Raw genomic sequence first — 23,839 nt, 5'->3', positions numbered from 1 at the left:
GCGGTGCGGTGGGTAGGGCGTACTCATACGTGAGACCTTGTTGCACGTGTGCGTCCCGGCTCAGCCGTCCGCGCGTCGCGCGCTGAGCCACTGGACCATCGCCGGGTCGCGGTGGTCGAAGAACAGTGACGCCCCGGTGTCCAGGGTGGCGATGGCCGCCATCTGCTCGTCGGTGAGCTCGAAGCCGAAGACGTCGAGGTTCTCCGCCATGCGCTCGGGCCGGACCGACTTGGGGATCGCGACGACGCCCCGCTGGACCAGCCAGCGCAGCACCACCTGGGCCACGGACTTGCCGTGCTTCTCGCCGATGTCGCTCAGCAGCGGGTTGGTGAACAGGTTGTTCTTGCCCTCGGCGAAACCGCCCCAGGACTGGATCTGCACCCCGTGCTCGCGCATCAGGTCCTGGTAGTCGGCGCGCTGGAAGAACGGGTGGGTCTCGATCTGGTTGACCGCCGGGGTGATCTCGTTGTTGATGATCAGGTCCAGGAGCCGGTCCGGGTAGAAGTTGGCGACGCCGATCGCCTTGGCCCGGCCCTCCCTGTTCAGCGCCTCCATGGCACGCCACTGGCCGTACACGTCACCGTAGGGCTGGTGCATCAGGTACAGGTCGACGTGGTCCAGGCCCAGCTTGGCGAGCGACGTCCCGAAAGCCTGCTTGGTGTTCTCCTCGCCGGGCGCGTCCTGGACCCACAGCTTGGTGGTGACGAAGAGGTCCTCGCGCGGGATCCCGCTGTTCTTGATGGCGCGGCCGACGGCCTCCTCGTTCTCGTAGGAGGCGGCCGTGTCGAGCAGCCGGTAGCCGGCCGCGAGGGCCTCGGTGACGGCCTGTTCGGTCTGTTCCGCCGGGATCTGGAAGACGCCGAAGCCGAGGATCGGCATCTCGACACCGTTGTTCAGGGTGACGCTGTGCATGAGGGTTGCCTTTCGAGCGGGATGCGGGTGTGGAGCACGGGCCGGACGCCGGCCGACGCTCGAACACAGGCGGGAGGCCCGTACGCGGACGGTGCGAAGCCCGCCAGAATCACCTTCGCGCTCTTTCGCCACCGGTGGCAGGCCGAGCCGTGCCAGGGGGTGACGAGCGGGGGAGTGACAGGGCCCCTCACATCCCTGCCACGCAGGTCAGAGCGGTGTGACACTGAAGGGCATGGCATCCGAGCAGAGCGGGGACGACGGCGCCGAGCTGGGTCACACCCTCGTCCTGCGCCGCGAGGAGCCGGCCACCCTCACCGGGATCAGCATCACCCTGATCCAGAACGGGGACCTCGCAGGCCCCGCCGGGACGCACACCCACCGATGCGTGCCTTTGGAAAGACGGGCAAAGTAGACGCATGGAGCGCGCAGCGGAGAAGGCGAAGGGCCACACGACGGGCGCCGCGAGTGACCTCGGCGCCTATCTGCGCGCCCGCCGTGCGCAGGTGACCCCCGAGCAGGCCGGGCTGACCGCCGCCCCCGGCCCGCGCCGCACGCCGGGCCTGCGCCGGGAGGAACTCGCCACGCTCGCCGGGATCAGCATCGACTACTACGTACGCCTGGAACGCGGCAAGGAGACCCACCCCGGCCCCACGGTCGTCGACGCCCTCGCCCGAGCCCTGCTCCTCGACGCGTCCGAGCACCGCCATCTGCGCGAGTTGGCTTCCCGTGCCGCCTACGCCCCCGAAGCGCCGCCCGCACCCGGCCACACCCTGAGACCACAACTGACGGTGCTCCTCGAGTCCGTGCGCCCGAACGCCGCCTACGTCGTCAGCCGCACCCTGGACCTGCTCGCCTTCAACCCCGGCGCGCTCCGGCTCTTCGCCGGGCTGGCCGACTGGCCGCCGCCGCGGCGGAACTTCGCCCGCTACGCCTTCCTCCACCCCCTCGCCCGCGACGTACTCGACGACTGGGACGAGCAGGCCCGCGCCTGCGTCGGCCGGCTGCGCGCCCTGGCCGGCACCGAACCGGACGCCCCGGACCTGGCCGACCTGGTCGACGAACTCCTGGCGAAGAGCCCGGACTTCGCCGACCTGTGGAACCGCTTCGACGTCAAACCGCACGCCCCGGACCCCAAGACCTTCCACCACCCCGACGTCGGCGACCTCCACCTCGGCTACGAGTCGATGCCGCTGGAGCACAGCCAGAAGCAGCGGTTCGTGGTGTTCTTCGCCGAGCCGGGTACCGCCGACCACGACAAGCTGATCCTTCTCGACGCGGAACACGAACATACGGCTGTTGCCCGCCCGGATGGGCAACGTTCCCCAAAGACTCAATCCAACGTTCGATCCAACGATTGAACGCCCACTGCACGGTTCGGTGTCGACGCCTCACTCCGCCGGTCGCGCGGTCGACCGGCGCGGCACGAGCGTGGGGGAGAGGGTGACCTGGGCCGACGGGCGGTCACGCTTGGCGATCCGTTCCAGGAGAAGACGTACGGCGTTTCTGCCCAGCTCGCGGCCGGCCTGGTCGACGCTGGTGAGTGAGATCGGGCCGAACGCGGCGAACGTGGTGTTGTCGTATCCGGCCACCGAGAGGTCGCCGGGAACCGACAGCCCGGCCTCGGCGACCGCTTCGAGTACGCCCATCGCGACGATGTCCGCTCCGGCGAAGACCGCCGTGGGTCGGACAGGCCGGGCCAGCAGCTCCTTCGTGCCCCGGTAGCCGCCGTCCTGGGTGTAGTTGGTGGAGACGACGTCGATCCACTCCTCCAGTCCGTGCTTCCGCATGGCCTGGCGGTAACCGTCGGCGCGGCGGGCGTTGGGCATCTCCGTGAGACGTGTCGGGTCGGTCTCGTGATGCTCGATGTGGGCGATCCGGCGATGCCCGAGGGCGGCGAGATGGCCGACGACCAGGGCGGCGCCCTCGATGTCGTCGTCGGCCACGGTGTCGTACGCCGGGGACGAGCCGTGGCGGCCGACGACGACGGTCGGCACCGCGGCGCCGACGCGCTCCATGTGGGCGCGTGACGAGATCGGTGCGACCAGGATGATGCCGTCCATGCCGCGGTCGATCATCGCCTCGGTGACGCGGGCCTCCTCCTTCTCCCCGTTGCAGCCCGGCCCGAGGAACACCTGGTACTCGGTGTCCGCCAGTGAAGCGGTGATGCCGTCGAGGATCTCGGGGAAGAAGGGGTTGCGGATGTCGGGCAGCATCACGCCGATGGTGTACGTCTGTCCGCGCAGGCCCCTGGCGCCGGCGTTCGGCCGGTAACCCAGCTCGTCGATCGCGCGGCGCACCTTGGCGCGCATCTCGGGGCTGGCCCCGTACGCGTTGCGCAGCACCTTGGAGACGGCTGTCGTGGACACCTGCGCGTGACGGGCGACGTCGACGATGGTGACGCGTCGAGGCCGGGCCTGCGGCTCCATCCGGTTCCTTGTCCCTTCGGGAAACGTTGTCGGCGAGTGTAGGACGGAATGCGCGAATCGGTGGGGCCGTCGCAGAGGCTGGGCTGCGCAGCCACCGTAACAATCGCGCAGCTTGCGCGGCATCTTGACGTCACGCGGGACGCTCTCTAGGGTCTGGCAACATCTTTGGGGAACGTTACCCACTGGCAGCCGGGGCATCCGGCCCTGCATGGACTGTCGGGCCATCCGACCTGGACCGCATCCTCGATCCAGCGCCCGGTTTGAAACGTTTCAAGAGAGGAGGTCCGTCGATGACCCTGGTGCCGAAGGCCCGGCGGGCCCGCACCACCCCGCCCTGGTGGTTCGCGCTGCCCGCGCTGCTGCTGTTCGCCTTCGTGGTCCTGGTGCCGAGTGCCCGCGGTGTGTACTACGCGTTCACCGACTGGGACGGTCTCGATCCCGACTTCTCCTTCATCGGCCTGGACAACTTCGCCGACATGCTCGACGACCCCGATGCGGTGCAGGCCATCTGGCACACCCTGCTGATCGCCGTGTCGATCACGGTCGTCCAGAACGCGCTGGGCCTGTTGCTGGCCCTCGGCGTCAACTCGGCCATCAAGTCCCGGAACGTGCTGAGGGTGTTCCTGTTCGCCCCGGCCGTGATCACCCCGATCGTCACGGCCTACCTCTGGCGCAACCTGCTCGGCCCGGACGGCGCGGTCAACAGCCTGTTCGGCGCCGTGGGGTTGGACGGTTGGCGGCAGGACTGGCTGGGCAGTCCGCAGGTCGCGCTGTGGTCGGTGATCGGGGTGATCGTCTGGCAGTACGCGGGCTACTCGATGGTCATCTTTCTGGCCGGACTCCAGTCGGTGCCCAAGGAGATCCACGAGGCGGCGGCCATCGACGGCGCGGGTCCCGTGCGCCGCTTCTGGTCGGTCACGCGCCCGCTGCTGGCCCCGGCCCTCACCATCAACCTGATGCTGTCGATCATCGGCGGGATCAAACTCTTCGACCAGGTCTACGCGTTGACGGGCGGCGGCCCCGGCCACGCCACCGACACGCTCTCCACGCTGATCTACAAGGACGCGTTCACGCTCGGCGAGTTCGGCTACAGCATCGCGCTCGCGGTCGTCCTCACGATCATCGTGGCGGTCGTCTCGACCGGACAGTTCGCCGTGCTGTCCCGCAACGAGAGGGCCGTCTCGTGAACCGCTACCGCCGCCGCACCCTCGCCCTGGAACTGGCGATGATCGCCGCCGCCCTGGTCGTGGGCTTCCCGGTGTACGTCCTGGTCAACCTGGCCGTCCGTCCGGCGTCGGACACCTCGTCGCCGATCAGCCCGACCACCTCGCCCACCCTGGACAACTTCTCGCAGGCCTGGCAACAGGGCTCACTCGGCGGGGCGTTGGGCAACAGCGTGCTGGTGACGGCGTGCAGCGTCGCCATCGTGCTGGCCGTCTCGTCGCTCGCGGCGTATCCGCTGGCCCGGGTGGCGGCCCGCTGGTCGAGGGGCACGTACCTGATGTTCCTCCTGGGCCTGGTCCTGCCCTTCCAACTGGCCGCTCTGCCGCTGTACCAGACCATGCGCGACATGGGGCTCCTAGGCACCCCCTGGGCGCTGGTCCTCTTCTACTCCGGCCTGCAGGTGCCCTTCACCGTCTTCCTCTACGTCGGCTTCCTGCGCGCCCTGCCCCGCGACTTCGAGGACGCCGCCCTGATCGACGGCTGCACCCCGCTGCAGGGCTTTCGCCACATCGTGCTGCCGATGCTCAAACCGATCACGGTGACCGCCCTGGTGCTCAACGCGGTCGCCGTCTGGAACGACTTCTTCACCCCGCTGCTGTACCTCAGCGGCAGCGCCCAGCAGACCATGCCGGTCGCGATCGCCGGGTTCGTCGGTCAGTACGTCACCGACTGGAACCTCATCTTCGCCGCACTGGTGATCAGCATCCTGCCCGTCCTGCTCGTCTACTTCCTGCTCCAGCGCAGCATCATCAACGGCTTCGCGGGAGGGCTGCGCGGATGACATCCGAGGACCGCCCGTCACCGACGCCCGGTGGCTCTTCCCCGAGGGGGACATCATGAAGACACGCAAACTGCCGGTCCTGATCGCCGCGTTGACGGCCGGTGCCGTGCTGGCCGCCTGTAGCGGCGGGACCAAGGCAGGAGACTCCGGCGGGGGTTCGAAGACCCTGACGCTCGCCTCGGTCGACCAGGGCTCCGTCGAGGACGTCGTCAAGGCCTTCGAGAAGGCCAACCCGGGCGTCAAGGTCCGCTACACCACCAGCGGCGCCGACCAGTACCAGCAGCAGATCCGCACCCAGTTGTCCTCGGGCACCGCACCCGACGTGATGTCGGTCTGGCCCGGCAACGGCAATCCGGGCGCCACGGTCGTCCTGGCCAAGCCCGGCTATCTGCGCGACCTTTCGGACCAGCCGTGGGCCGCCAAGATGCCCGATGCGATCAAGTCCGTCGCGCAGTACGAGGGCAAGACGTACAACGCGATCTTCGGGCAGAACGGCATCGGTGCCGTCTACAACCAGCAGGCCATGGCGAAGGCGGGACTGACCCCACCCGACACCTGGACCGACCTGCTGGCCTTCTGCAAGGCGGCGAAGGCCAAGGGAACCCCCGCCTTCGCGCTCGGCAACCAGGACAACTGGGTGACCCAGCTCGTCCTGTACGCGCTGGTCGCCACGACCGTCTACGGACCCGACCGCGACTTCGACCAGAAGATGCAGGCGGGCCAGGCCACCTTCGCCCGGTCGCCGTGGGCCACCGCCCTGGACAAGTACCTGACGATGGAGAAGACCGGCTGCTTCCAGAAGAACCCGCTGGGCACCAACTACGAAGCCAGCCAGGCCCTCGCCGCCTCCGGCAAGACCCTCGGCATCGTCCAGGGCAACTGGGTGATCGCCCTCCTGAAGGGCAAGAACCCGCAGGGCACGTTCACGCTACGGGCGCTCCCCGCCACCGACGACCCGTCCCAGACCCTCATTCCGGCGGCGGCGGGCGCCGGCTACGGCGTCAACGCCAAGGCGAAGAACAACGAACTCGCCCTGAAGTTCGTGAACTTCGTGATGTCGCCCGAGGGCATGAACCTGTTCGTCAAGAAGCAGGGCGGCCTGCCCTCCCTGCCCGACACGGGCTACTCCGTGGACCCGTCGCTGGCCGAACTGTCCAAGTTCATCGGCTCGGACCGCACGGTGCCGTTCATGGACCAGCTGTGGCCCAACGCCAAGGTCCAGCAGACCATGCTCAGCGGCCTCCAGGAGATCTTCAGCGGCCAGTCCACGCCCGAAAAGCTCCTCGACGAGATGGACACCGACTACAAGGCCGGCTCCTGACCACCCCCCAACACCCGAAGGGATGACGGTGTGAGCAATGCACCCCACCATGCGGACGGCACGGACCGTGAGGGAATCCGCCGTAGAACCATGCTCGTGGCGACGGCCGGCGCGGTGCCGGTAGTGGCCGGCGTCGTGGGCGGCTCGGCCGCCGCGCAGGCGGCACCGCGCCGCCGTCCGGATGCCCCGGTGTCCGGACTGACCGTGGAACACCGCACCGACCCTCTCGGCGTGGACGCCGAACTGCCGCGCTTCGGCTGGCGTATGCGTTCCGAGGCGCGCGGGCGCAGCCAGGGGTCGTACCAGATCCTGGCGGCGAGCTCGCCGGACCGGCTGACCGCCGGTCGCGCGGACGTCTGGGACAGCGGCCGCGTCCGCTCCGCCGATTCTGTGGCCGTCCGCTACGCGGGCAAGGCACTGAACGCCTCGATCCGCTACCACTGGACCGTCACCGTCTGGGACGCCGAAGGCCGTCCGGTCGGTACGGCACCCCCCGCCTTCTTCGAGACCGGCCTCATGAGCACCGACGGCTTCGGCGGATGGGAGGGCGCGCAGTGGATCGGGATGAAGGGGAAGGCCCCCAACTCGGCCGGGGCACCGATGCTGCGGAAGGAAGCAACCCTGAAGGACCGGCCCAGGGTTCGCGAAGCGCGGCTGTACGTCTCGGCCCTCGGCGTGTACGAGGCCTACGTCAACGGACGCCACGTGACCGTCCCGCAGGACGGCGGCACCACGACCGAACTGCTGCCCCCGGGCTCGACGAACTACGACGCGCGCGTCAACTACATGACGTACGACGTCACCGACCTCGTGACACGGGAGCCGGACGTCACCCTCGCGGTCGTCCTGGGCAACGGCTGGTACAACGGCCGTATATCCGACGGCAGTACCTACTACTCGGCGGACGGCAACGCCCTGGCCGTCAAGGTCAAACTCCTGATCCGGTATGCCGACGGCTCGACGCAGACCGTGGTGACCGCACCCGGCGACAACTGGAGGGCCACCGACACCGGCCCTTACCGCGCCGACGACATCTACGACGGCCAGACCTACGACGCCCGGATGGAGCTGCCGGGCTGGACGGCGCACGGATTCGACGACGCCGCCTGGTCGGACGTGGAGCGAGTCGCCTTCGACGACAAGTTCCCGGACGCGCAACTCCTCGCCTACCCGGGCGAAACCGCGCGCTTCATGCACCGCTGGGACCGGCGACCGCAGTCGATCACCGTCGTCACCGGGGTGACCGGGCGGGACGGCAGCCCCAACGGCAGGGGCCGCATCGTCGTGGATCCCGACCGGACGGTGACCGATCCCGCGAAGGCGGCCTCCACCCCGGTCACGATCGGCAGTGGTGAGACGGCCGTCTTCGACCTCGGGCAGAACATGGTCGGCGTGGCCCGCTACAACCTGCGCGGACCGGCCGGAGCCAAGGTCGAGTTCAGGTTCGGCGAGATGCTCAACGACGACAGCGCCGGCGCGGACGGTCCCGAGGGCTCCCTCTACCGGGCCAACCTCCGCAGCGCCAAGGCCACCAGCACGTACATCCTCAAGGGCGACCGGAACGGCGAGAACCACCAGGACTCCCTGACTTTCTACGGCTTCCGCTATGTGTCCGTCACGGCGACGGACACCGTCACGATCACAGGCCTGACCGGGAAGGTCGCCACGTCCGCGATCCGCGAGATCGGCACCGTCACGACCAACGATCCGGACATCAACCAGCTGGCGGGCAACATCCGTTGGGGCCAGCGCGGCAACTACCTCTGGGTGCCCACCGACTGCCCGCAACGCGACGAACGCCTCGGCTGGACCGGCGACACCCAGGTCTTCTCCACCACCGGTCTGTACAACGCCGACGCCGGTGTCTTCCTCAGCCACTTCCAGGACACGGTCGTCGACTCCCAGGTCATCTACGGCATGGACAAGGCTCAGTTCACCGGGGTCGCCCCCACGGGACGTTTCAACTTCCCGGGCGGCGGCAGCGGTTGGGCGGACGCCGGCGTCATCGTGCCGTGGACCGTGTGGCAGATGACCGGGGACGCGACCATCGTCAAGGACAACTGGCCCGCGATGACCCGCTACCTGGACTGGATCCAGGAGCAGACCGGCGACACCTACGCCGGACAGGGCTCCCTCACCGGCGACTGGCTGGCGCCGCAGAAGACCAGCGCCCAGCTGATGAGCGACGTCTACTACGGCTACAGCACCCGGCTGATGGCACAGATGGCCCGCGCGATCGGCAGGACGGCCGAAGGGGCGGCGTACGACCGGCTCTTCGGGCGCATCAAGCAGGCGTTCATCACCAAGTATCTGAGCACCGAGGGCGGCACGGCCACGGTCAAGTCCAGCCTCGGTGACGCCTCCCCGATCGAACCGGGCTCCGACCCCAACCAGAAGACGGAGGACAACAGCCAGACGGCCCTGCTCTGGGTCCTCAAGCTCGGCTTCTACGAGACGGAGGCCCAACGCCGCACGCTCGTCGGCCATCTCGCCGACAACATCGGCAACGACGACGCCTACAAGGCCGCGCACCCGAACAGCAGCCGGGTCAGGTACGCCGAGAGCACGCTGTCCGTCGGCTTCCTCGGCGTCAACGTCCTCGCCCCCGTCCTCACCGACGAGGGCCGCGCGGACCTGGCGTACAAGCTGCTCCACCAACACGCCCTGCCGTCCTGGCTGTTCTCGGTGGAGAACGGGGCGACGACGGTCTGGGAGCGCTGGAACTCGTACTCGAAGGAGGACGGGTTCGGCCCGGTCAGCATGAACTCCTTCAACCACTACGCCTATGGCGCGATCATGGAGTGGATGTACGCCTACATGGCGGGCATCGCCCGCGACCCGGACAGCCCCGGCTTCAAGCACTTCGTCCTGCGACCCCACATCGATCCCACCGGCAGGATCACGCAGGTGTCGGGCTCGCACGAGTCGCCGTACGGCGAGATCAGGAGCGAGTGGAAGGTGGAGGACGGAGGCAGGGGTCTTGTGTACGACGCGGTCGTCCCCGCCAACAGTGAGGCGACGCTGCGACTTTCAGCCGTCTCCGCCGATGCCGTCCGCGAAGGACGGACTCCGCTGGCCCGAGTGGACGGGGTGCGTCTCCTCGGTCATCACGACGGCGTGGCCTCGTACCGGCTGCCCTCGGGGCGCTACCACCTGACCGCCCGGCTCCGCTGACCTGGTGGTCATCGGTCGGGGCGCGGGTTGCGGGCGGAAGCCGCTCCAGGCCCGTCGTCCTCGTCCCGGTCGCCTCGGTGCGGCTCCGCCAACCGGTCGTGGAGGGCGAGGTAGAGATTGGCGACGATCACCGGCGAGGCGATCGGCGCGCCGAGCAGTTCCTCGACGCGGTGCAGCCGGTAGCGCACGGAGTTGGGGTGCAGGAACATGGCCTGCGCGGTGGCGCGTACGTCCTGGTTGCAGGTCAGGTAGGCGGCCACCGTCGCGGTCAGGTCCTCCCGGGCGAGCAGGTCGCCCGCCGACTCGGGCTTCCGCAGCTTCGTCTCCGTACAGGGCTCGCTGTCGATGTACTCGATCTGGAAGTGGGGCTCGGAGGAGCAGAAGCAGGAGTGGCTGCCCGACTCGGCCCGGCTCCCCCTCGCTCAGGGCCTGCGCGGCCCGCTGTCCTGCCTGAACGAGGCCCGCTTCGGCATCCTCTTCGGCGCGGTCGGCGCGGCCCGCGACTGCATCCAGACGGCCATCGAGTACGCCGACTCCCGCGTCCAGTTCGACAAGCCCATCAGCGCCTTCCAGCTCACCCAGAAGAAGCTCGCCGACATGAGCGTGTCCGTGGGCATGGCCGCGCTGCTCGCCGTGCACCTGGGCCGGCTCAAGGACCAGCACCGCATCCGCCCCGAACAGATCAGCGTCGGCAAGCTCAACAACGTCCGCGAGGCCATCGCCATCGCCCGCGAGTGCCGCACGATCCTCGGCGCCAACGGCATCTCCCTGGAGTACTCACCCCTGCGCCACGCCAACAACCTGGAGTCCGTCCTCACCTACGAAGGCACCAGCGAGATGCACACCCTGGTCGTCGGCCAGGCCCTCACCGGTCAGGCGGCGTTCCGCTGAGCGGCGCCGGCATCCGCCATGTCGGCGTCGTCAGCGGAGAGGACGCCGCCGAGCGCGCTGGGACAGTCGTACGGCCGCCACGGAAACGTCGGCCACGAGAACCACGATGCCGATGATCAGCAGATAGCCCAGACCTCCGGCTGTCGCGCCGATGATTCCCAGGACGACGGCGACGAGGGCGAGCAGGAGGAAGATCGCCACGACTCGGACACCTCCTTCGGGCCGTGCCGTCGCTCAGCGGCGCGCGAGCTTTCGTTCGCCGTTCGCGCCCGGCTTGTAGGGCATGCCGTAGTACTGGAAGATCGCTTCCTCCTGATCGGCGGGCAGGATGTCGTCCGTGCCGATGGAGGGGGCCTTCTTCACGAGGCTCCTGGGGTGGGAGATCTTGACGTAGTCCGGTCCCAGGAGTGCGTCGTCGAGGGGTACGAAGACCAGGCGCCGGCGAGTCGGGAGCCCGGTCAGTACGGTGGCCACGGCCGGTTCGTCGGTGGCGGTGTCGACGTAGACCGCTTCGAGCACGCCGATCTTGTGCCCCTTCGGGTCCACGACGTCAAAGGTGCGCCACTCGCGGATGTCGGCTGCCTCGATCATGCGCTGTCCCTCCTGATCGGGACACCCGTCGATACGGCTGTGCCAACGACTCCGGCGCGAACACGCCGGAGTCGCCCTTCCGGGCGGCTGCACGTGAGCGTGAGCCAACCCACGATCCATGTTACTGCTGCCAGTCGGCCCAGGCCCGGTGGCGACGGGACCCGTCCGGCACCGAGTGCCGCAGTACCCGGCCCCACATGGACGTGTACTGCCGCCACAGCGGCCCGCTCACGTACGGGATCCCGTGCCGGGCGCAGATCTCGCGCATCCGCGGGGCGATCTCGGCGTAGCGGTTGCTGGGCAGGTCGGGGAAGACGTGGTGTTCGATCTGGTGGCTCAGGTTGCCGGTGAGGACGTGGAGGAGGGGACCGCCCTCGATGTTCGCCGAGCCCTGGATCTGGCGCAGGTACCACTGGCCCCGCGTCTCGCCCTCCAGCTGCTCCTCCTCGTACGAGAAGGTCTGGACGTCGCCCGGGAAGTGGCCGCAGAAGATCACGGTGTGCGCCCAGATGTTGCGGAGCCCGTTCGCGGTGACGTTGCCCAGCAGACAGGGCAGCGCGGACGGGCCCGCGAGGAGGGGGAACAGGACGTAGTCCTTGGCCGCCTGGCGCACGGCCTTGCGGGCCAGGCCGGCCACGTCGCCGAGGAGGGCCCGCACGCTCTTGCGGCCGGACGTGACGGAGTCCGTCTCCAGGTCGTAGAGGGCGATGCCCCACTCGAAGACGGGGGCGAGCAGCGCGTTGTACAGCGGCTGGAGGAGGTGGACCGGGTGCCAGGGCTGGTCCGGGCTCATGCGCAGGATCGTGTAGCCGAGGTCCCGGTCGAGGCCGACGACGTTGGTGTAGGTGTGGTGCAGGTGGTTGTGGGTGTGCTTCCAGGCGTCGGCGGGGGTGAGGAAGTCCCACTCCCAGGTGGTGGAGTGGATCGCCGGGTCGCCCATCCAGTCCCACTGGCCGTGCAGGATGTTGTGGCCCAGCTCCATGTTCTCCAGGATCTTGGCGGTGGTCAGCATCGTGGTGCCCGCGACCCAGGCGGGCGGGAACAGGGATACGGCCAGGGCGGCACGGCCGCCGGTCTCCAGGCCGCGCTGCACGGCGATCACCGTACGGATGTAGTGGGCATCCTCGGCACCACGCGCGGCGACGATCTCGGCGCGGAGGCGGTCCAACTCCTCGCCGAGCAGTGCCGTTTGATCATCGGACGACTCAAGAGGGGGGAGGGGTACGGCAGTTGATGTCATCGCAGGCTCCTTGAGGGGCCTAGAGAGCGAGGGCGAGCGGACCTGCCGCACCGTTGACGCAGGTCTGGATCAACTCGCCGGGTTCACCGTGCAGTTCACCGGTCCGCAGATCGCGGACCCGGCCGTGGACCAGTGGGACGAGGCAGCCGAAGCAGAGCCCCCGGCGGCAGCCGTACGGCATCGCCACACCCGCCGCCTCCCCGGTCTCCAGCAGGGGCACGGACGCGGGCGCGTCGGCCTCGACGCCGCTGTGCTCGAACCTGACCCGGCCGCCCAACGCCTCGGAGTCCTGTGGCCGCACGGGCGTCAGCCGGAAACGCTCCACCCTCAGTCGCTCGCCGGCCCCGGCCCCCGCCCAGTGCCGCTCCAGCGCGTCGAGCAGTCCGTCCGGACCGCAGGCCCAGGTCTCCCGGTCGTACCAGTCGGGGCAGAGCACGCCGATGTGCTCTGGGGCCAGCCGGCCCGCCGTACGGGTGTACCGAGCGTGGACGCTCAGCCAGGGCAACCGGGCCTCCAGCGCGGCCAGTTCGGCACGGAACAGGAACTCGTCCGGGCCGGATGCGCTGTGCAGGAGTACGACGTCGAGGGCGGGCCCGGGGAAGCGGCGGCCCGCGAGGGTGCGCAGCATCCCCGCCACCGGGGTGATGCCGCTGCCCGCCGTCACCATCAGCATCCGCGCCGACGGATCCTCCGGCAGCGTGAACTCGCCCTGTGCCGGGCCGAGTCGGAGCACCGTGCCGGGGTGGGTGTGGTGCACGAGGTGCGGGGAGACCCGGCCGCCGGGTTGCTCCTTGACCGTGATCGTCAGTGTCCGGGCCGGGGGTTCGGGGGGTGAGGTGATCGAGTACGTGCGCCAGTGCCGTACGCCGTCGATCTCCACCCCCACCGGCAGGTACTGTCCGGCCCGGTGCCTGGCCCAGCCGCGCCCGGGACGGATCTCCAGCGTGGCCGCACCGGCGCACTCCGGCCGTATCGCGACCACTCGGCCCGCGGGATGGCGGGCGGACAGCAGCGGGTCGAGCAGGCCGAGGTAGTCGTCCGGAGCGAGGGGACTCGCGAGCGGGCTCAGGAGAGCGTTGGTCAGTGCGCGCAGAACCGGCATGGGAGGGAACCCTTCTCTCACCACAGGGCACACGCTGGGGCCGGGCGCGTCGGTCACGTCACGTACGTCGGCCCCCGGGTGGAGGGCCGCGCCGGTGTCCCGCCAGAGAACCACAGCGACACGGCCCGTGACGGACGCGGAACCAGATTCCGCCACCCCATCCGTCCCTCCTCCCACTCACGCAGTGCGGCACGCGTGATCCCGTCCGACGCACGCGGAACGACCTCGGAAGCAAGGCGTACGCATTCCGCGCCACTCCACCGCACCATGGCCGAATTCGCCCTGCTACCGGGGGTACGAGACCGTTACACGGGGCGCTATCCGCAACCTCTGGGCAGGACTAGGCTGTTCACACAGGCCCCGGCCCCCGGCAGTGACGCTTTGTTCCGCACCGGGGAGGCCCGTCGTGTTCGTTCTGCTTCTCATCCTCATCGTGGTCATGTTCGGCCTCGGCTTCGTCAGCCCCGTCTGGTGGGTGGCCGCGGCCGTGTTGGTCTTCGGTGCCACCCGCTACGGCCGCGATCGTGGCGGGGGCCGGGGCCGTGGCGGCAGTTCCGGACTCGGGGAGTACCGGGACTACGAGAAGCGCCGGGATCGTCAGGAGCGATGGGACCGTCGCTACAGCCGTCAGCACCGGGCGCGCTGGAGGCGCGAGGACCGCCGAGACAGCGAGCGCCTCAAGTGACCTGCGAGGAACAGCTGTTGTTGGATGCTGTGCCGTCGGCCGATGACGCCGACGACATGGCTCTGCTGGCCGAGGTCGTCGAACTGCGCGTAAGGAACGAGCAGTTGGAGCGGGCGCTGGTGAGCCGTGCGGTGATCGACCAGGCACGCGGCATGGTGATGGCGCTGGCACCGTGTTCCGGTGAGCGGGCCTGGGATGTGCTGGTGGACGTGTCGCAGCACTGCAATGTCAAGCTCCGGGACGTGGCCGCGGCCCTGGTCGCCACGACGACGGACGAGGCGCTCCCGGAACCCATACGGCGGGAGCTGCGCCGGGCTATGCGCCGCCTTCACACGACGGCCCGGGGGTGACGCGGCGCGCCTGCGCCGGACGGCACCGGGAGCTGTGGGTCCAACTCCCCGGTGCCTTCGTCCAGGACGGCCGTCGGACGCCCCTGTTGGGTAGCCCGCCTCGTGGAGGCTAAACACCCACCGGAAAAGGGCACGCTCGTGTGCGCGGTGTCCGAGGTTATTCGGGCCGTTGGGTCCGGGCGTTGTGGGCGAGGCCGTCCGGATGTTCCGCCGTGCGTTCTCCGAGGGGAAGAACCATGAGCCGTAGGGCTGTTGGTTCGGGTGGGCGCTTGATCCGGCCCGCCTCCTGCCAGCCCCATGCCTTCAGGGCGGCACCCACCTGGCGGTCGGAGTGCTCCACCAGGGTGACGCCGAGCGAGGCCTGGTGGTCGGCGAGCAGGCGCTCCTGCATCCGACGGGCCAGTCCCTGGGCGTGCCGGTGCGGATGTACGACGGTTTCGAGAATCGCGAAGACATGGCCGGACGCGGTCAGTTGCTCCAGGTTCTGTGGCAGTGGACCTTCGAACCCGTGCCACCAGGAGCCGTCGCGCGGCACCGGGATTCCGAGGACACAGCCGGTCAGGGCCCGCGCCTCGGCGACCAGCATGTCGAATCCCGGCAGCTGTACATCACGTTCCAGGCGACTCAGGAAGTCCTGCCGGCCGCTGAACTCCTCGCCGGGCTCGGTGGTGGAGGACTCCACATACAGATCCGCCAGGTCCTCCCGCATTCCTTCCGCCTGCCAGCGGTTCAGCCGGCGCAGCCGCACCGTGTCCATGGCGGACGGCTCCGGGCCTTCGGGTTCGTGTGGTTGCCGCGAAGTGCGCATGAGGCGCCTCGGTTCAGGAGACCGGCAGATGTGCGGGACTGCCATCGTGGCCGATGAGTGGTACGGCGCCTGGGTCCGGGACGTCTGTATGCAGCATAGCTCCGGATCGGCGCCGCGCCGGGGCCTGTTGGGGGCACGGGGCCACTGGGGCGCCGATGGACGAACGGTGAACGCGTCGACCGGAACCCCGTTTGAACACGTGCTGTCCGGGAACCCGTCGGGTGTGCTTCGGACCGGAGGCACCCCCGTGCGAGCGGCAACCGCTGCTCCCCTGTGTGCCGCGGTCCGCCCGCTCCCACGGTGAGTGACGCCACCGATCGGGGAGACACGCGCCCATGCCGGACGTACGCATGCTGAGCCCAAGAAGCACACGCCCTCACGACCACGCCGACGCGCCGGACACCGACGCCGCGTTCCGCCGTATCGCCGCCCTGCCGGACGGCCCGGAGAGGTCCGCGCTGCGGCAGGAGGTGGTGTGCGCCTGGATGCCGATGGCCACCCGGCTCGCCCGGCGCTTCCGCCACCGCGGCGCGACCCTCGAAGACCTCGACCAGGTCGCCCAACTGGGCCTGGTCAAGGCGGTGTCCCGCTTCGACCCCGCTCTCGGCACCGCCTTCCCGAGCTATGCCATACCGACGATCCTCGGCGAGGTGAGACGGCACTTCCGTGACGACCTCTGGGGCGTGCATGTGCCCCGGCGCGTACAGGAGTTGCGCGGCCGGGTCCGCGCCGCCGGCCATGAGCTCGGCTCCTCGCCGGGCGGCGACCCCTCCGTCCCCGAGATCGCCGCGCACACCGGCCTGACCGAGGCCGACGTACAACTGGGCCAGGGCGCGATGGAGAGCTTCACCGTCCTGTCCATGGACACCGTGGACGGCCGTCTCGAGAACAGCCGTCCCCTGACCGACACCCTCGGCGCGGTGGAACCCGGCTTCGACCTGATCGTCGACCGTGAGGCGCTACGACCACTGCTGCGGGCCCTGCCCGAACGCGAGCGCCAGATCCTGTACATGAGGTTCTTCGGCGAGATGACCCAGGCCCGCATCGGCCTGCAGCTCGGCATCTCGCAGATGCACGTCTCCCGTCTGATCACCCGTACCTGCGCACGCCTGCGTCTCCAGGCGATGGCCGACGTGCACGGTCCGAGAAGGGCGGCGTGACGACGTACCGGATGCATCCCCCAGGTCCCGGGCGCATCTCCCGGAGCGGGTCAGGACAACAGGCCGGGGAGGGGCTCGGAGCCGTCGATGAAGGCTCGCGCCAGGTCGGACAGGCGGCGGTTGTGGGCGCGGGCGTAGCCGCGCAGGGCCGTGAAGGCCTGTTCCATGTCGATGCCCTGGCGTTCGGCGAGTTTGCCCTTGGCCTGTTCGATCAGCACCCGGCTGTTGAGCGCGGTCTGCAGCTGCTCGTTGAGGACTGTGCTGCGATGCGCGGAGCGCTGTTGGAGCAGGCTGATGGTGGCGACGTCGGCCAGGGCCTGGGCGAGGGGCCGGGCGGCCGGGTCGAAGGGGCCCGGGGCGGCGCGGAAGAGGTTCAGGGCGCCGACGACCTCGTCCCGCAGCCGCATCGGCAGGGCCTGGACCGCCCCGTACCCGCTGCGCCGGGCCGCCACCGCGAAACGCGGCCAGCGGGCGGTCTCCGTACCGAGGTCTGCGACGATCACCGGTGTGCCGGTGCGGAAGCAGTCGAGGCAGGGGCCTTCGTCGTTCTGCAGCTGGAAGAGTTCCAGCAACCGTACGCGTTCGTCGGAGGCGGCCATCACGCGCAGTTCGCCGTCGCGGTCGGCGAGCAGCACGCCGGCGGCGCTCACGCCGAGCAGTCCCACGCAGCGGTCGGTGAGCAGGCGCAGGAAGTCGAAGAGGTCGAAGTCGGCGACCAGGTTGTCCGCCAGCTCGACGAAGGTCTTGGCCAGGAGCTGCTGATTCATCGTGTCACCCTCGATGGAGACTAGTCCCGCCTGGAAGGGGCGGGAAGCACGGCACGTTCGTCGGATGGCACCGGTGCGTCAGGTTTCCCCGTCGGTCTGGTCGGTCTGGTCGGTCTGGTCCGGCTCCGGAGAGAAACGGAGCCGGCCGGCCACCACGTCGGCGGCCACGTCGGCGAGTCGGCGTCCCTCCACGAAAGCGTAGGCACGCAGCCGGACGAATGCCTCGTCGATGCCGATATCGGCGCCGAGTTGGACGGTGAGGATGCCGGTGGCCTGGTCGATCTCCGCGCGGTATCCGCCCAGGTCCTCGATGCCGTGCTCCAGCACGGGTGCGCCGGCCGGTGCGCCCGTCTCCTCGATCCGCACGTCGAGCAGGAGCAGCGTCGCGAGGTCGGCGAACGCCAGCGCGTCGGCCAGTTCCTCCGCGTCCAGCACGGTCGGCACGTTGGCGTACAGGTCCAGAACTCCCGGGCTGATCGCCCCCAGCTGCAAGGGGAGCGCGAACACCGCGCGCGCTCCGGCCTCCAGGGCCGCATCCGCGAACACGGCCCAGCGTTCCTGTACTTCAGCGGCCAGCAGATCAGGCGCCAGGACCGCACGGCCCTGTGTGAAGGCGTCCACGCAGGGTCCCTCGCCCAGGGTGAGCTGGAGCTCCTCCAACTGTTCGCTGACGGAGTCGGTGCTGCACAGCGGATGGCTCGCGACGTCCCTGGACATCGCGGACAGCCCGGCCCCGCCGACCGGGAGCGCGACCACGGCCGCCGTACACACGTCCACCACACCGACCCCGGCACCCCGCAGGGCCGCCTGCTCGGCCACCAGCACCTGGATCCTGGCCGACCTGCTCTCGGGCCTCACCCGGCCCACCCGGTCCAGGCATCACGGGCAAGTCCCTCCGGCAGTACGGCAGTTCGTTCCCGCGCAGGCAGTACCAGTACGCGGTCCACCGTGGCGCTGCCCGGCCTCCAGAGGTCTCCGGCGTCCAGCCATCCCCAGGCGCGGAGGGCGGTGAGGGTCGGGCGATCGGCCCGGTCCACCAGGGTGGCGCCGAGCGACGCATGATGGTCGGACAGCAGCCGCTCCTGCAACCGGCGGGCCACGTCCTTGTCCTGCGCGTGCGGGCGGACCAGGATGTCGGAGATCGCGAAGACGCTGCCGGACTCGGTGAGTTGATCGAAGCCGTGCGGCAGCACTCCGTCGAAATCGCGCGACCAGAAGCCGGTGCCGCGCATCGGGGAGCCGAAGGCACATCCCGCCAGGCCGCCCATGTCCGCGACCACCATGGCGAAGCCCGGCCGGCGGATATCGCCGGTGAGCCGGTTCAGGAAGTCCTGGCGGCCGGGAGGGCGGTACCCCCTACGGGCAGACGCCTCGCGGGAGTCCACGTACAGATCCGCCAGATCCCCGCTCAGATCCTGCGCCTGCCAACGGTTCACCCGACGCAACAGGACCGCGTCCTTGGTGGCCGACTCGCTCCGACGAGGGTCTCGGGGCTGCCCCTGCCTGGGCCGGGCCGTCACCGCGCATCCCCCGAGTGCGGTCGCAGGGTCCCGCGGGCCTCGGTGATCAGTGTTCGTTGCCTGCGGTCATGGCGGTACACGGTGAGCTGTGGGAGGGACATGACGCCTCGGTTCTGAGGTTCATCCGGCAGCGGAAGCGGAGCAACGGCAAGCCGCCGGGGTCCGGGACGTCCTGACAGCAGCATAGTCCTCCACCTGGCCCGACGGACGGCCCGAAGCCCGCGGGATCAGCAGACCAGGGACCGGCTCAGCGGGCCCGAGCGCAGATGACGGCCGCGGGGTTCGGCGTCCGTCAGCCGGCCGGCCTCGACGACGGGACGGCCGCCCACCACGACGGTCTCCGGCCAGCCGGTGACCGGCATGCCCTCGTACGGCGTGTAGTCCGTGGCCATGTGCAGGCCGGTGCTGCGGACGGTCCGGGTGGCCGCGGGGTCCCAGATCGCCAGGTCCGCGTCCGAGCCGGGCGCGATGACTCCCTTACGGGGGTAAAGGCCGTTGAGCCTGGCCGGGTTGGCGCACATCAACTCGACGAAGCGGCCCGCCGGCAGGCCGCCCTTGACCACCAACTCGCTGAAGATCACCGGCATACGGGTCTCCACTCCCGGCAGACCGTTGGGCATCGCCCGTACGTCGTGGCTCACCGACTCCTTCTGGGCCATGTCGTAGCAGCAGTGGTCGCTGCCGATGGTGGCGACCTGACCCATCAGCGCGCGTGAGCGCAGCCCGGTGACGGTGTCGGCGGCGCGCAGCGGGGGACAGCACACGAACCGCTCCGGATGCGGACCCTCGTACGCCGTGTCGTCCAGGACGAGATGGTGGGCGACGGTCTCGGTGAAGGCGCGCACCCCACGGCCGCGGGCGCGCGCCACCAGGTCGACGGCCTCGGGCGTGGACTGGTGGACGAAGTACACGGGGGCAGAGACCGACTCGGCGATGGCGAGGATCTCGGCGACCGAGGCGTTCTCGGCCAACTCCGGCCTGGTGTCGGCGTGGTGGCAGGCGCTGATCGCCCCGGCCGCCTCACCGCGCTCCTGTGTGTCCGCGATGATGTGGTCGGCCTCGCAGTGGATGACCACCATGCCGCCCAGGTCCCGCAGCGTGGTCATCACGTTGAGGATGGTCTTCTCGTCGGCCATGGTCTCGCCGCGGTAGGTGGTGAACATCTTCACCGTGACGATGCCGTCGGACGTCAGCGAGCGCAGCTGCTCCGGCACGGTGTCGTCCCACTCGACCACGCAGGCGTGCAGCGCGCTGTCGCACAACCCCTGTGCCGCCTTGGCGCGTTGGGTCGCGGCGACGTCGGCCGGGTTCTCGCCGGGGCGCGGGATGGCGAAGTCCACGATCGTGGTCGTACCGCCGAACACGGCCGCCGTGGTGGCCTGGCGGTAGTCGTCGAGGGAGGTGAAGTCCCCCGAGGTGAAGCCGACATGGCAGTGCGGGTCCACGCCGCCGGGCAGGACGAGGCGGCCGACGGCGTCTATCTCGGTGATGCCGGGTGGCTGCGCGGCACGGTACGCGCCCGGTTCCACCACCCCCAGGACCTTTCCGCCGCCCACCAGGACGTCCGCGGGGCCCTGCCAGTCGGCGTTGACCACGGTGCCGCCTCGGACGACGAGGTCGATCGGTTCGGGGTGGGACATGGTTGCCTCCAACAGATCGGTACAGAGCAGGAGTTGGGGTGTCAGAGGGTGGCGAGGTAGGCGTGCCAGCCGCCGTGGGCGGTGATGTCGACGACGCCGGGGGCCGTCAGCGCGGAGGCGCGCATGCGCATCGAGAAGGAGCCCGTGCCGTCCGCCAGGGCGATGACGCCCAGTTCGAGCTCCGGCGGCTCCTCGGGCAGCAGCTTCTCGCGGAGCACCTCGTAACTGACCTCGTACACCTCGCCGTTGATCGCCGCGCCGCCCTCCGCGACCGGGTGCAGGCCGGGGAACTCGTCGCGCACGGAGAAGAAGCGGTACGTGGATGCCGTGCGGGCGGGGCCGAGCAGGCGGGCGTCGCTCAGGGCGTGGTTGAGGGTGCCTCCGGACATCGCCTGGCCGTTGACGAACATCTTCAGAGTGGTCATGGTGCGGGGGCCTTTCGAGGAGCGGGAATGGTGACGTGGTGCAGCAGGCGCCCGGGGCCCAGGTCGTCCACCGGGTCGGCCGGGGGTTCACCTGCGATCTGGCGGGCCAGCGTGTCGCCCCACACCGGGGCGAGGGTGAACGCGTAGGTGCCGCCCGCGACGAAGAACCCGGGGTGGCCGGGGACCTCGCCGACCACCGGCATCTCGTCCGGGGTCGCGGCCAGCGGTCCGGCCCACATGCGCAGCAGCCGCAGATCCCCGAGGAACGGCAGGATGCGCCCGGCCTGGGCGAGGTTGCCGGCCATGCTGGGCACACTGACGGTGCTGCGGCCCGCCATGTCCAGCTCGCCGGCCGGCCAGCCGCCGCCGATCAGCAGGTTGCCGGCGCTGACCTGCTTGACCGACATGCCCTCGCCGATGTGCTGGACCAGGTGGTGCATGACCGGCGGGACCCGCACGGTCACATGCATCTGGATCGCGACCGGGGACATCTGTATCCCCACCCCGGCGAGTGCGGAGATCTCGGTGATCCACGGTCCGGCCACATTGACGACGACGGGCGCGGTCCAACTCCGGTCGCCCGAGAGCACCTTGTAGTCATCGCCGACCCGCTGGATGCCGGTCACCGGGGTGAAGGCGTGCAGTTCGGCGCCGAGACGGCGGGCGGCGGCCAGATAGGCGGGGGTGATCAGCAGCGGGTTGGCGTAGCCGTCGAGGGGGCACCAACTGGCGGCGCGTACACGGTCGGACAGCAACGGCAGCTGCTTGCGGGCCTCGTCGCCGGTGAGCACCTCGGTGGGGATGCCCGCCCGCCGCTCCCACCCGTGCTTCTCCCTCAACTCCTCTTCCTGTACGGCGGTTTCGGCGACCATGAAGCCACCGCCGCGCCGCAACTCCACATCGGCGCCGAGCCGTTCCTCGATCTGCGCCCAGTGGTCCGACGCCCGCCGTTGCAGCGGCAGCAGACGGGCGCTGTCGACCGGGACCTCCTGACCGGGGCGGCGGGTGTGGATGGCCTGGATGTGGAGGTTGCCCGCGGTGGTGCCGGAGCCTTCCCTGTTGGGGGCGCCGCGCTCCAACACCACTACGCGATAACCGCGTTCGGCGAGATGGAAGGCGGTACTGGCGCCGAGGATGCCGGCGCCGATGACGATGACATCTGGCTGGGTCACCGGACCTCCTGCCCTTGGACTCCTTCGACCGTGGTGGCCATGGGCAGCGGCCGTATCGGCATACGGGCCGCGAAGCACTCCGCCTCACCCCGCCCGGCCAACGCCGCGACGATGTGGCCGCATTCGCGCCCCTGGCAGGGGCCCATGCCGGCGCGGGTGGCGGCCTTTGTGCCGTGCAGGTCGTTCCAGCCGGTGTCGACGGCCTCACGGACCTCTCCGGCGGTGACGCCCTCGCAGCGGCAGACCTGGGTGGTGTCGGGGATGTCGGCCAGGGACGGGAGCGGGTAGAGGCGGTCGGCCAGTGCCGCGAAACGGTCCAGGGCGCGGGCCCGGCGGCGCAGTGCCGCCACCCGAGAGGGCTCCCTGCGGCCGGGTGTCAGGCGGCGCAGGATCGCGTGGGCGGCGAGCTCTCCCCGTACGCCTGCCGCGTGCACGCCCGCGATACCGGCGCAGTCCCCGGCGACGTACAGCCCGTCCACCGAGGTCGCGCCGTCCACGTCCACGACCGGGAGTTGCTCCGTGCCTGTCGGATCCGCCCGGGTACGGCAGCCCAACAGCCGGGGTAGTTCGGTGCTGGGGCGGAAGCCGAAGCCCACGCACAGGGCGTCGGTCTCGACTCGGCGGACGCTGCCGTCAGCGCCGGCGATGTCCACGGCGGTGACCTGGGTGTCTCCGTATGCCTCCACCACGCGCGCGCCCTGTTCGACGCGCACGCCGTGCCGGGCGAGGGTGAGCAGATAGCGGGCGGCCTCCGCGAGCCGCGCCGGCTGCCGCAGCGCGCCGCCGATCGAGGAAACCCCGGGCCGGTACGGGTGGTTCAGCTCGACCAGCGCCTCGATCCGGGCGCCCACCTCAAGCAGCGCGCAGGCGACCGGGAGCAGGAACGGGCCGGTCCCGGCCAGGACGACCCGGCTGCCCACGGGAACCCGGTCCATGGTGGCCAGGTGCAGGGCGAACCCGGGGGTGACCACGCCAGGCAGTGTCCAGCCGGGGAAGGGCAGGGAGCGTTCGTACGCGCCCGTGGCGGCGAGTGTGGCCCGGGTGTTGATGCGGCCGAGGGCACCCGTGTGGACGTCGGAGGTGAAGAGGGTGCGGCCGGCGTTCTCGGCGCCCCAGACCAGGGTGCCGGTGCGGCAGTCGACCCCGGCGGCCCGCACCTGGCGGATCAGTTCGGTGCCGCGCGGGCGGAAGTCGCCGAAGGCGGCGGCGAGTTGCTCGGCCCGGCGCTTGTAGTACTGGCCGCCCAGGGCGTCGGACTCGTCGAGCAGTACGACGCTCAGCCCGCCCCGGGCCAGGACCAGCGCCGCGTGCAGTCCGGCGGGCCCGCCGCCGACCACCGCGACGTCCGCCTCCGACTCCTCGATGACGTCAGCCATCTGTCGCCGTCCGGATGTCCATGCCGTCGGTGACGTGCGCGGTGCAACTCCGGGAGCCAGGGCGGCCGTTGATGGTCACCTCGCACTCCATGCAGACGCCCATCCCGCAGAACGGGCCGCGCAGCTGACCGTTGACCGGGTTGCGGCGCAGCGGCCAGATACCGGCCGCGACCAGCACGGCGGTCACGGACTGGCCCGCCCAGGCCTGGCCGGCGGTGCCGTCGATGGTCACCGTGACTGTCTCCGGTGGGGGGTTGGTGCTCATGGCTGTGCT

The 23,839-nt window shown here is 70.1% G+C and carries 25 protein-coding genes and 1 pseudogene; 10 read left to right on the top strand and 16 right to left on the bottom strand.

The annotated features are described in order from the left end of the window. Positions 1–60: 60 nt before the first annotated feature. Positions 61–912: an aldo/keto reductase gene (locus AC5DRG_RS16805; RefSeq protein ID WP_491811320.1), complete on the bottom strand. Its 852-nt coding sequence runs from the start codon at positions 910–912 to the stop codon at positions 61–63. 232 nt (positions 913–1,144) lie between these two features. Here AC5DRG_RS16805 and AC5DRG_RS16800 point away from each other — a divergent pair, with 232 nt between their 5' ends. After that, entirely contained in the window at positions 1,145–1,324 is a 180-nt protein-coding gene (locus AC5DRG_RS16800; protein WP_491811319.1) for a hypothetical protein, read from the top strand. Between the two features lie 4 nt (positions 1,325–1,328). After that, positions 1,329–2,270, top strand: a complete 942-nt coding sequence (locus tag AC5DRG_RS16795) for a helix-turn-helix transcriptional regulator (protein ID WP_491811318.1) — start codon at positions 1,329–1,331, stop codon at positions 2,268–2,270. A gap of 30 nt (positions 2,271–2,300) precedes the next feature. Here the strand turns inward: AC5DRG_RS16795 and AC5DRG_RS16790 are convergent, their stop codons facing one another. Further along, positions 2,301–3,338 (bottom strand): LacI family DNA-binding transcriptional regulator, encoded by a 1,038-nt coding sequence (locus AC5DRG_RS16790; protein WP_491811317.1) that lies wholly within the window; start codon positions 3,336–3,338, stop codon positions 2,301–2,303. A 290-nt stretch (positions 3,339–3,628) separates the two neighbouring features. Here AC5DRG_RS16790 and AC5DRG_RS16785 point away from each other — a divergent pair, with 290 nt between their 5' ends. The 4 genes from AC5DRG_RS16785 (at position 3,629) to AC5DRG_RS16770 (ending at position 9,838) form a co-directional block, all read left to right on the top strand. Beyond that, positions 3,629–4,525: a carbohydrate ABC transporter permease gene (locus AC5DRG_RS16785; RefSeq protein WP_491811316.1), complete on the top strand. Its 897-nt coding sequence runs from the start codon at positions 3,629–3,631 to the stop codon at positions 4,523–4,525. Beyond that, positions 4,522–5,343, top strand: a complete 822-nt coding sequence (locus tag AC5DRG_RS16780; RefSeq protein WP_491811315.1) for a carbohydrate ABC transporter permease — start codon at positions 4,522–4,524, stop codon at positions 5,341–5,343. The genes AC5DRG_RS16785 and AC5DRG_RS16780 overlap by 4 nt, the downstream gene beginning before the upstream one ends. A 55-nt stretch (positions 5,344–5,398) precedes the next feature. Next, the gene (locus AC5DRG_RS16775) at positions 5,399–6,664 is read left to right on the top strand and encodes an ABC transporter substrate-binding protein (protein ID WP_491811314.1); all 1,266 of its coding nucleotides are present in this window, start codon (positions 5,399–5,401) and stop codon (positions 6,662–6,664) included. Between the two features lie 90 nt (positions 6,665–6,754). Next, positions 6,755–9,838, top strand: coding sequence for a family 78 glycoside hydrolase catalytic domain (locus AC5DRG_RS16770; protein WP_491813061.1), 3,084 nt, complete (start codon positions 6,755–6,757; stop codon positions 9,836–9,838). 8 nt (positions 9,839–9,846) lie between these two features. Here AC5DRG_RS16770 and AC5DRG_RS16765 read toward each other — a convergent pair whose 3' ends face one another. Further along, on the bottom strand, positions 9,847–10,098 hold the full coding sequence (locus AC5DRG_RS16765; RefSeq protein ID WP_491811313.1) for a helix-turn-helix domain-containing protein: 252 nt from the start codon (positions 10,096–10,098) through the stop codon (positions 9,847–9,849). A 37-nt stretch (positions 10,099–10,135) separates the two neighbouring features. Here AC5DRG_RS16765 and AC5DRG_RS16760 point away from each other — a divergent pair. Further along, positions 10,136–10,729, top strand: a pseudogene (locus tag AC5DRG_RS16760) (acyl-CoA dehydrogenase family protein); the annotation flags it as partial. 30 nt (positions 10,730–10,759) lie between these two features. On the opposite strand, the gene AC5DRG_RS16755 reads toward AC5DRG_RS16760, so the two are convergent. The 4 genes from AC5DRG_RS16755 to AC5DRG_RS16740 all read right to left on the bottom strand — a co-directional run bounded on the left by AC5DRG_RS16755 (position 10,760) and on the right by AC5DRG_RS16740 (position 13,662). Beyond that, the gene (locus tag AC5DRG_RS16755; RefSeq protein ID WP_491811312.1) at positions 10,760–10,930 is read right to left on the bottom strand and encodes a hypothetical protein; all 171 of its coding nucleotides are present in this window, start codon (positions 10,928–10,930) and stop codon (positions 10,760–10,762) included. A 33-nt stretch (positions 10,931–10,963) separates the two neighbouring features. Then, positions 10,964–11,320, bottom strand: a complete 357-nt coding sequence (locus AC5DRG_RS16750; protein WP_491811310.1) for a PRC-barrel domain-containing protein — start codon at positions 11,318–11,320, stop codon at positions 10,964–10,966. A gap of 121 nt (positions 11,321–11,441) precedes the next feature. Next, positions 11,442–12,560 (bottom strand): fatty acid desaturase family protein, encoded by a 1,119-nt coding sequence (locus AC5DRG_RS16745; protein WP_491811309.1) that lies wholly within the window; start codon positions 12,558–12,560, stop codon positions 11,442–11,444. Between the two features lie 19 nt (positions 12,561–12,579). Then, positions 12,580–13,662: a ferredoxin reductase gene (locus tag AC5DRG_RS16740; RefSeq protein ID WP_491811308.1), complete on the bottom strand. Its 1,083-nt coding sequence runs from the start codon at positions 13,660–13,662 to the stop codon at positions 12,580–12,582. 406 nt (positions 13,663–14,068) lie between these two features. Between AC5DRG_RS16740 and AC5DRG_RS16735 the strand changes: the two genes are divergently transcribed. Continuing rightward, positions 14,069–14,347: a hypothetical protein gene (locus AC5DRG_RS16735; protein ID WP_491811307.1), complete on the top strand. Its 279-nt coding sequence runs from the start codon at positions 14,069–14,071 to the stop codon at positions 14,345–14,347. Between the two features lie 17 nt (positions 14,348–14,364). Further along, complete coding sequence (locus AC5DRG_RS16730) at positions 14,365–14,697, top strand: ANTAR domain-containing protein (protein ID WP_491811306.1); 333 nt, start codon at positions 14,365–14,367, stop codon at positions 14,695–14,697. A gap of 157 nt (positions 14,698–14,854) precedes the next feature. Here the strand turns inward: AC5DRG_RS16730 and AC5DRG_RS16725 are convergent, their stop codons facing one another. Next, the gene (locus AC5DRG_RS16725; RefSeq protein ID WP_491811305.1) at positions 14,855–15,454 is read right to left on the bottom strand and encodes a hypothetical protein; all 600 of its coding nucleotides are present in this window, start codon (positions 15,452–15,454) and stop codon (positions 14,855–14,857) included. 386 nt (positions 15,455–15,840) lie between these two features. Between AC5DRG_RS16725 and AC5DRG_RS16720 the strand changes: the two genes are divergently transcribed. Further along, positions 15,841–16,665, top strand: a complete 825-nt coding sequence (locus AC5DRG_RS16720; protein WP_491811304.1) for a SigB/SigF/SigG family RNA polymerase sigma factor — start codon at positions 15,841–15,843, stop codon at positions 16,663–16,665. Between the two features lie 50 nt (positions 16,666–16,715). On the opposite strand, the gene AC5DRG_RS16715 is transcribed toward AC5DRG_RS16720, so the two are convergent. The 8 genes from AC5DRG_RS16715 to AC5DRG_RS16680 all read right to left on the bottom strand — a co-directional run bounded on the left by AC5DRG_RS16715 (position 16,716) and on the right by AC5DRG_RS16680 (position 23,830). Further along, positions 16,716–17,432 carry a GAF and ANTAR domain-containing protein gene (locus AC5DRG_RS16715; protein ID WP_491811303.1) on the bottom strand — a complete coding sequence of 239 codons (717 nt, stop codon included), beginning with the start codon at positions 17,430–17,432 and terminating at the stop codon, positions 16,716–16,718. 78 nt (positions 17,433–17,510) lie between these two features. Then, positions 17,511–18,290, bottom strand: coding sequence for a GAF and ANTAR domain-containing protein (locus AC5DRG_RS16710; RefSeq protein WP_491811302.1), 780 nt, complete (start codon positions 18,288–18,290; stop codon positions 17,511–17,513). Further along, the gene (locus tag AC5DRG_RS16705) at positions 18,287–18,868 is read right to left on the bottom strand and encodes a hypothetical protein (protein ID WP_491811301.1); all 582 of its coding nucleotides are present in this window, start codon (positions 18,866–18,868) and stop codon (positions 18,287–18,289) included. Before AC5DRG_RS16705 ends, AC5DRG_RS16710 begins: the two co-directional genes overlap by 4 nt. A gap of 311 nt (positions 18,869–19,179) precedes the next feature. Further along, complete coding sequence (gene hydA / locus AC5DRG_RS16700; protein WP_491811300.1) at positions 19,180–20,592, bottom strand: dihydropyrimidinase; 1,413 nt, start codon at positions 20,590–20,592, stop codon at positions 19,180–19,182. Positions 20,593–20,633: 41 nt separating this feature from the next. Continuing rightward, positions 20,634–21,017 carry an allophanate hydrolase-related protein gene (locus tag AC5DRG_RS16695; RefSeq protein WP_491811299.1) on the bottom strand — a complete coding sequence of 128 codons (384 nt, stop codon included), beginning with the start codon at positions 21,015–21,017 and terminating at the stop codon, positions 20,634–20,636. Then, on the bottom strand, positions 21,014–22,189 hold the full coding sequence (locus AC5DRG_RS16690; RefSeq protein WP_491811298.1) for an NAD(P)/FAD-dependent oxidoreductase: 1,176 nt from the start codon (positions 22,187–22,189) through the stop codon (positions 21,014–21,016). Before AC5DRG_RS16690 ends, AC5DRG_RS16695 begins: the two co-directional genes overlap by 4 nt. Beyond that, complete coding sequence (locus AC5DRG_RS16685) at positions 22,186–23,565, bottom strand: FAD-dependent oxidoreductase (RefSeq protein ID WP_491811297.1); 1,380 nt, start codon at positions 23,563–23,565, stop codon at positions 22,186–22,188. The genes AC5DRG_RS16690 and AC5DRG_RS16685 overlap by 4 nt, the downstream gene beginning before the upstream one ends. Beyond that, positions 23,558–23,830, bottom strand: a complete 273-nt coding sequence (locus AC5DRG_RS16680; protein ID WP_491811296.1) for a (2Fe-2S)-binding protein — start codon at positions 23,828–23,830, stop codon at positions 23,558–23,560. The genes AC5DRG_RS16685 and AC5DRG_RS16680 overlap by 8 nt, the downstream gene beginning before the upstream one ends. Positions 23,831–23,839 lie beyond the last annotated feature (9 nt).

It is taken from the genome of Streptomyces sp. JLBG701 (genome assembly GCF_058544905.1).
The sequence above is the reverse complement of the archived record's forward strand: the minus strand, read 5'-3'. Positions and strand labels throughout refer to the sequence as shown.

Coding starts and splice junctions, on each gene's coding strand:
- AC5DRG_RS16770 (WP_491813061.1), top strand. CDS start 6,755: ATGCTCGTGGCGACGGCCGGCGCGGTGCCGGTAGTGGCCGGCGTCGTG.
- AC5DRG_RS16790 (WP_491811317.1), bottom strand. CDS start 3,338: ATGGAGCCGCAGGCCCGGCCTCGACGCGTCACCATCGTCGACGTCGCC.
- AC5DRG_RS16750 (WP_491811310.1), bottom strand. CDS start 11,320: ATGATCGAGGCAGCCGACATCCGCGAGTGGCGCACCTTTGACGTCGTG.
- AC5DRG_RS16715 (WP_491811303.1), bottom strand. CDS start 17,432: ATGAATCAGCAGCTCCTGGCCAAGACCTTCGTCGAGCTGGCGGACAAC.
- AC5DRG_RS16795 (WP_491811318.1), top strand. CDS start 1,329: ATGGAGCGCGCAGCGGAGAAGGCGAAGGGCCACACGACGGGCGCCGCG.
- AC5DRG_RS16720 (WP_491811304.1), top strand. CDS start 15,841: ATGCCGGACGTACGCATGCTGAGCCCAAGAAGCACACGCCCTCACGAC.
- AC5DRG_RS16745 (WP_491811309.1), bottom strand. CDS start 12,560: ATGACATCAACTGCCGTACCCCTCCCCCCTCTTGAGTCGTCCGATGAT.
- AC5DRG_RS16740 (WP_491811308.1), bottom strand. CDS start 13,662: ATGCCGGTTCTGCGCGCACTGACCAACGCTCTCCTGAGCCCGCTCGCG.
- AC5DRG_RS16725 (WP_491811305.1), bottom strand. CDS start 15,454: ATGGACACGGTGCGGCTGCGCCGGCTGAACCGCTGGCAGGCGGAAGGA.
- AC5DRG_RS16775 (WP_491811314.1), top strand. CDS start 5,399: ATGAAGACACGCAAACTGCCGGTCCTGATCGCCGCGTTGACGGCCGGT.
- AC5DRG_RS16805 (WP_491811320.1), bottom strand. CDS start 912: ATGCACAGCGTCACCCTGAACAACGGTGTCGAGATGCCGATCCTCGGC.
- AC5DRG_RS16685 (WP_491811297.1), bottom strand. CDS start 23,565: ATGGCTGACGTCATCGAGGAGTCGGAGGCGGACGTCGCGGTGGTCGGC.
- AC5DRG_RS16800 (WP_491811319.1), top strand. CDS start 1,145: ATGGCATCCGAGCAGAGCGGGGACGACGGCGCCGAGCTGGGTCACACC.
- AC5DRG_RS16680 (WP_491811296.1), bottom strand. CDS start 23,830: ATGAGCACCAACCCCCCACCGGAGACAGTCACGGTGACCATCGACGGC.
- hydA (WP_491811300.1), bottom strand. CDS start 20,592: ATGTCCCACCCCGAACCGATCGACCTCGTCGTCCGAGGCGGCACCGTG.
- AC5DRG_RS16695 (WP_491811299.1), bottom strand. CDS start 21,017: ATGACCACTCTGAAGATGTTCGTCAACGGCCAGGCGATGTCCGGAGGC.
- AC5DRG_RS16785 (WP_491811316.1), top strand. CDS start 3,629: ATGACCCTGGTGCCGAAGGCCCGGCGGGCCCGCACCACCCCGCCCTGG.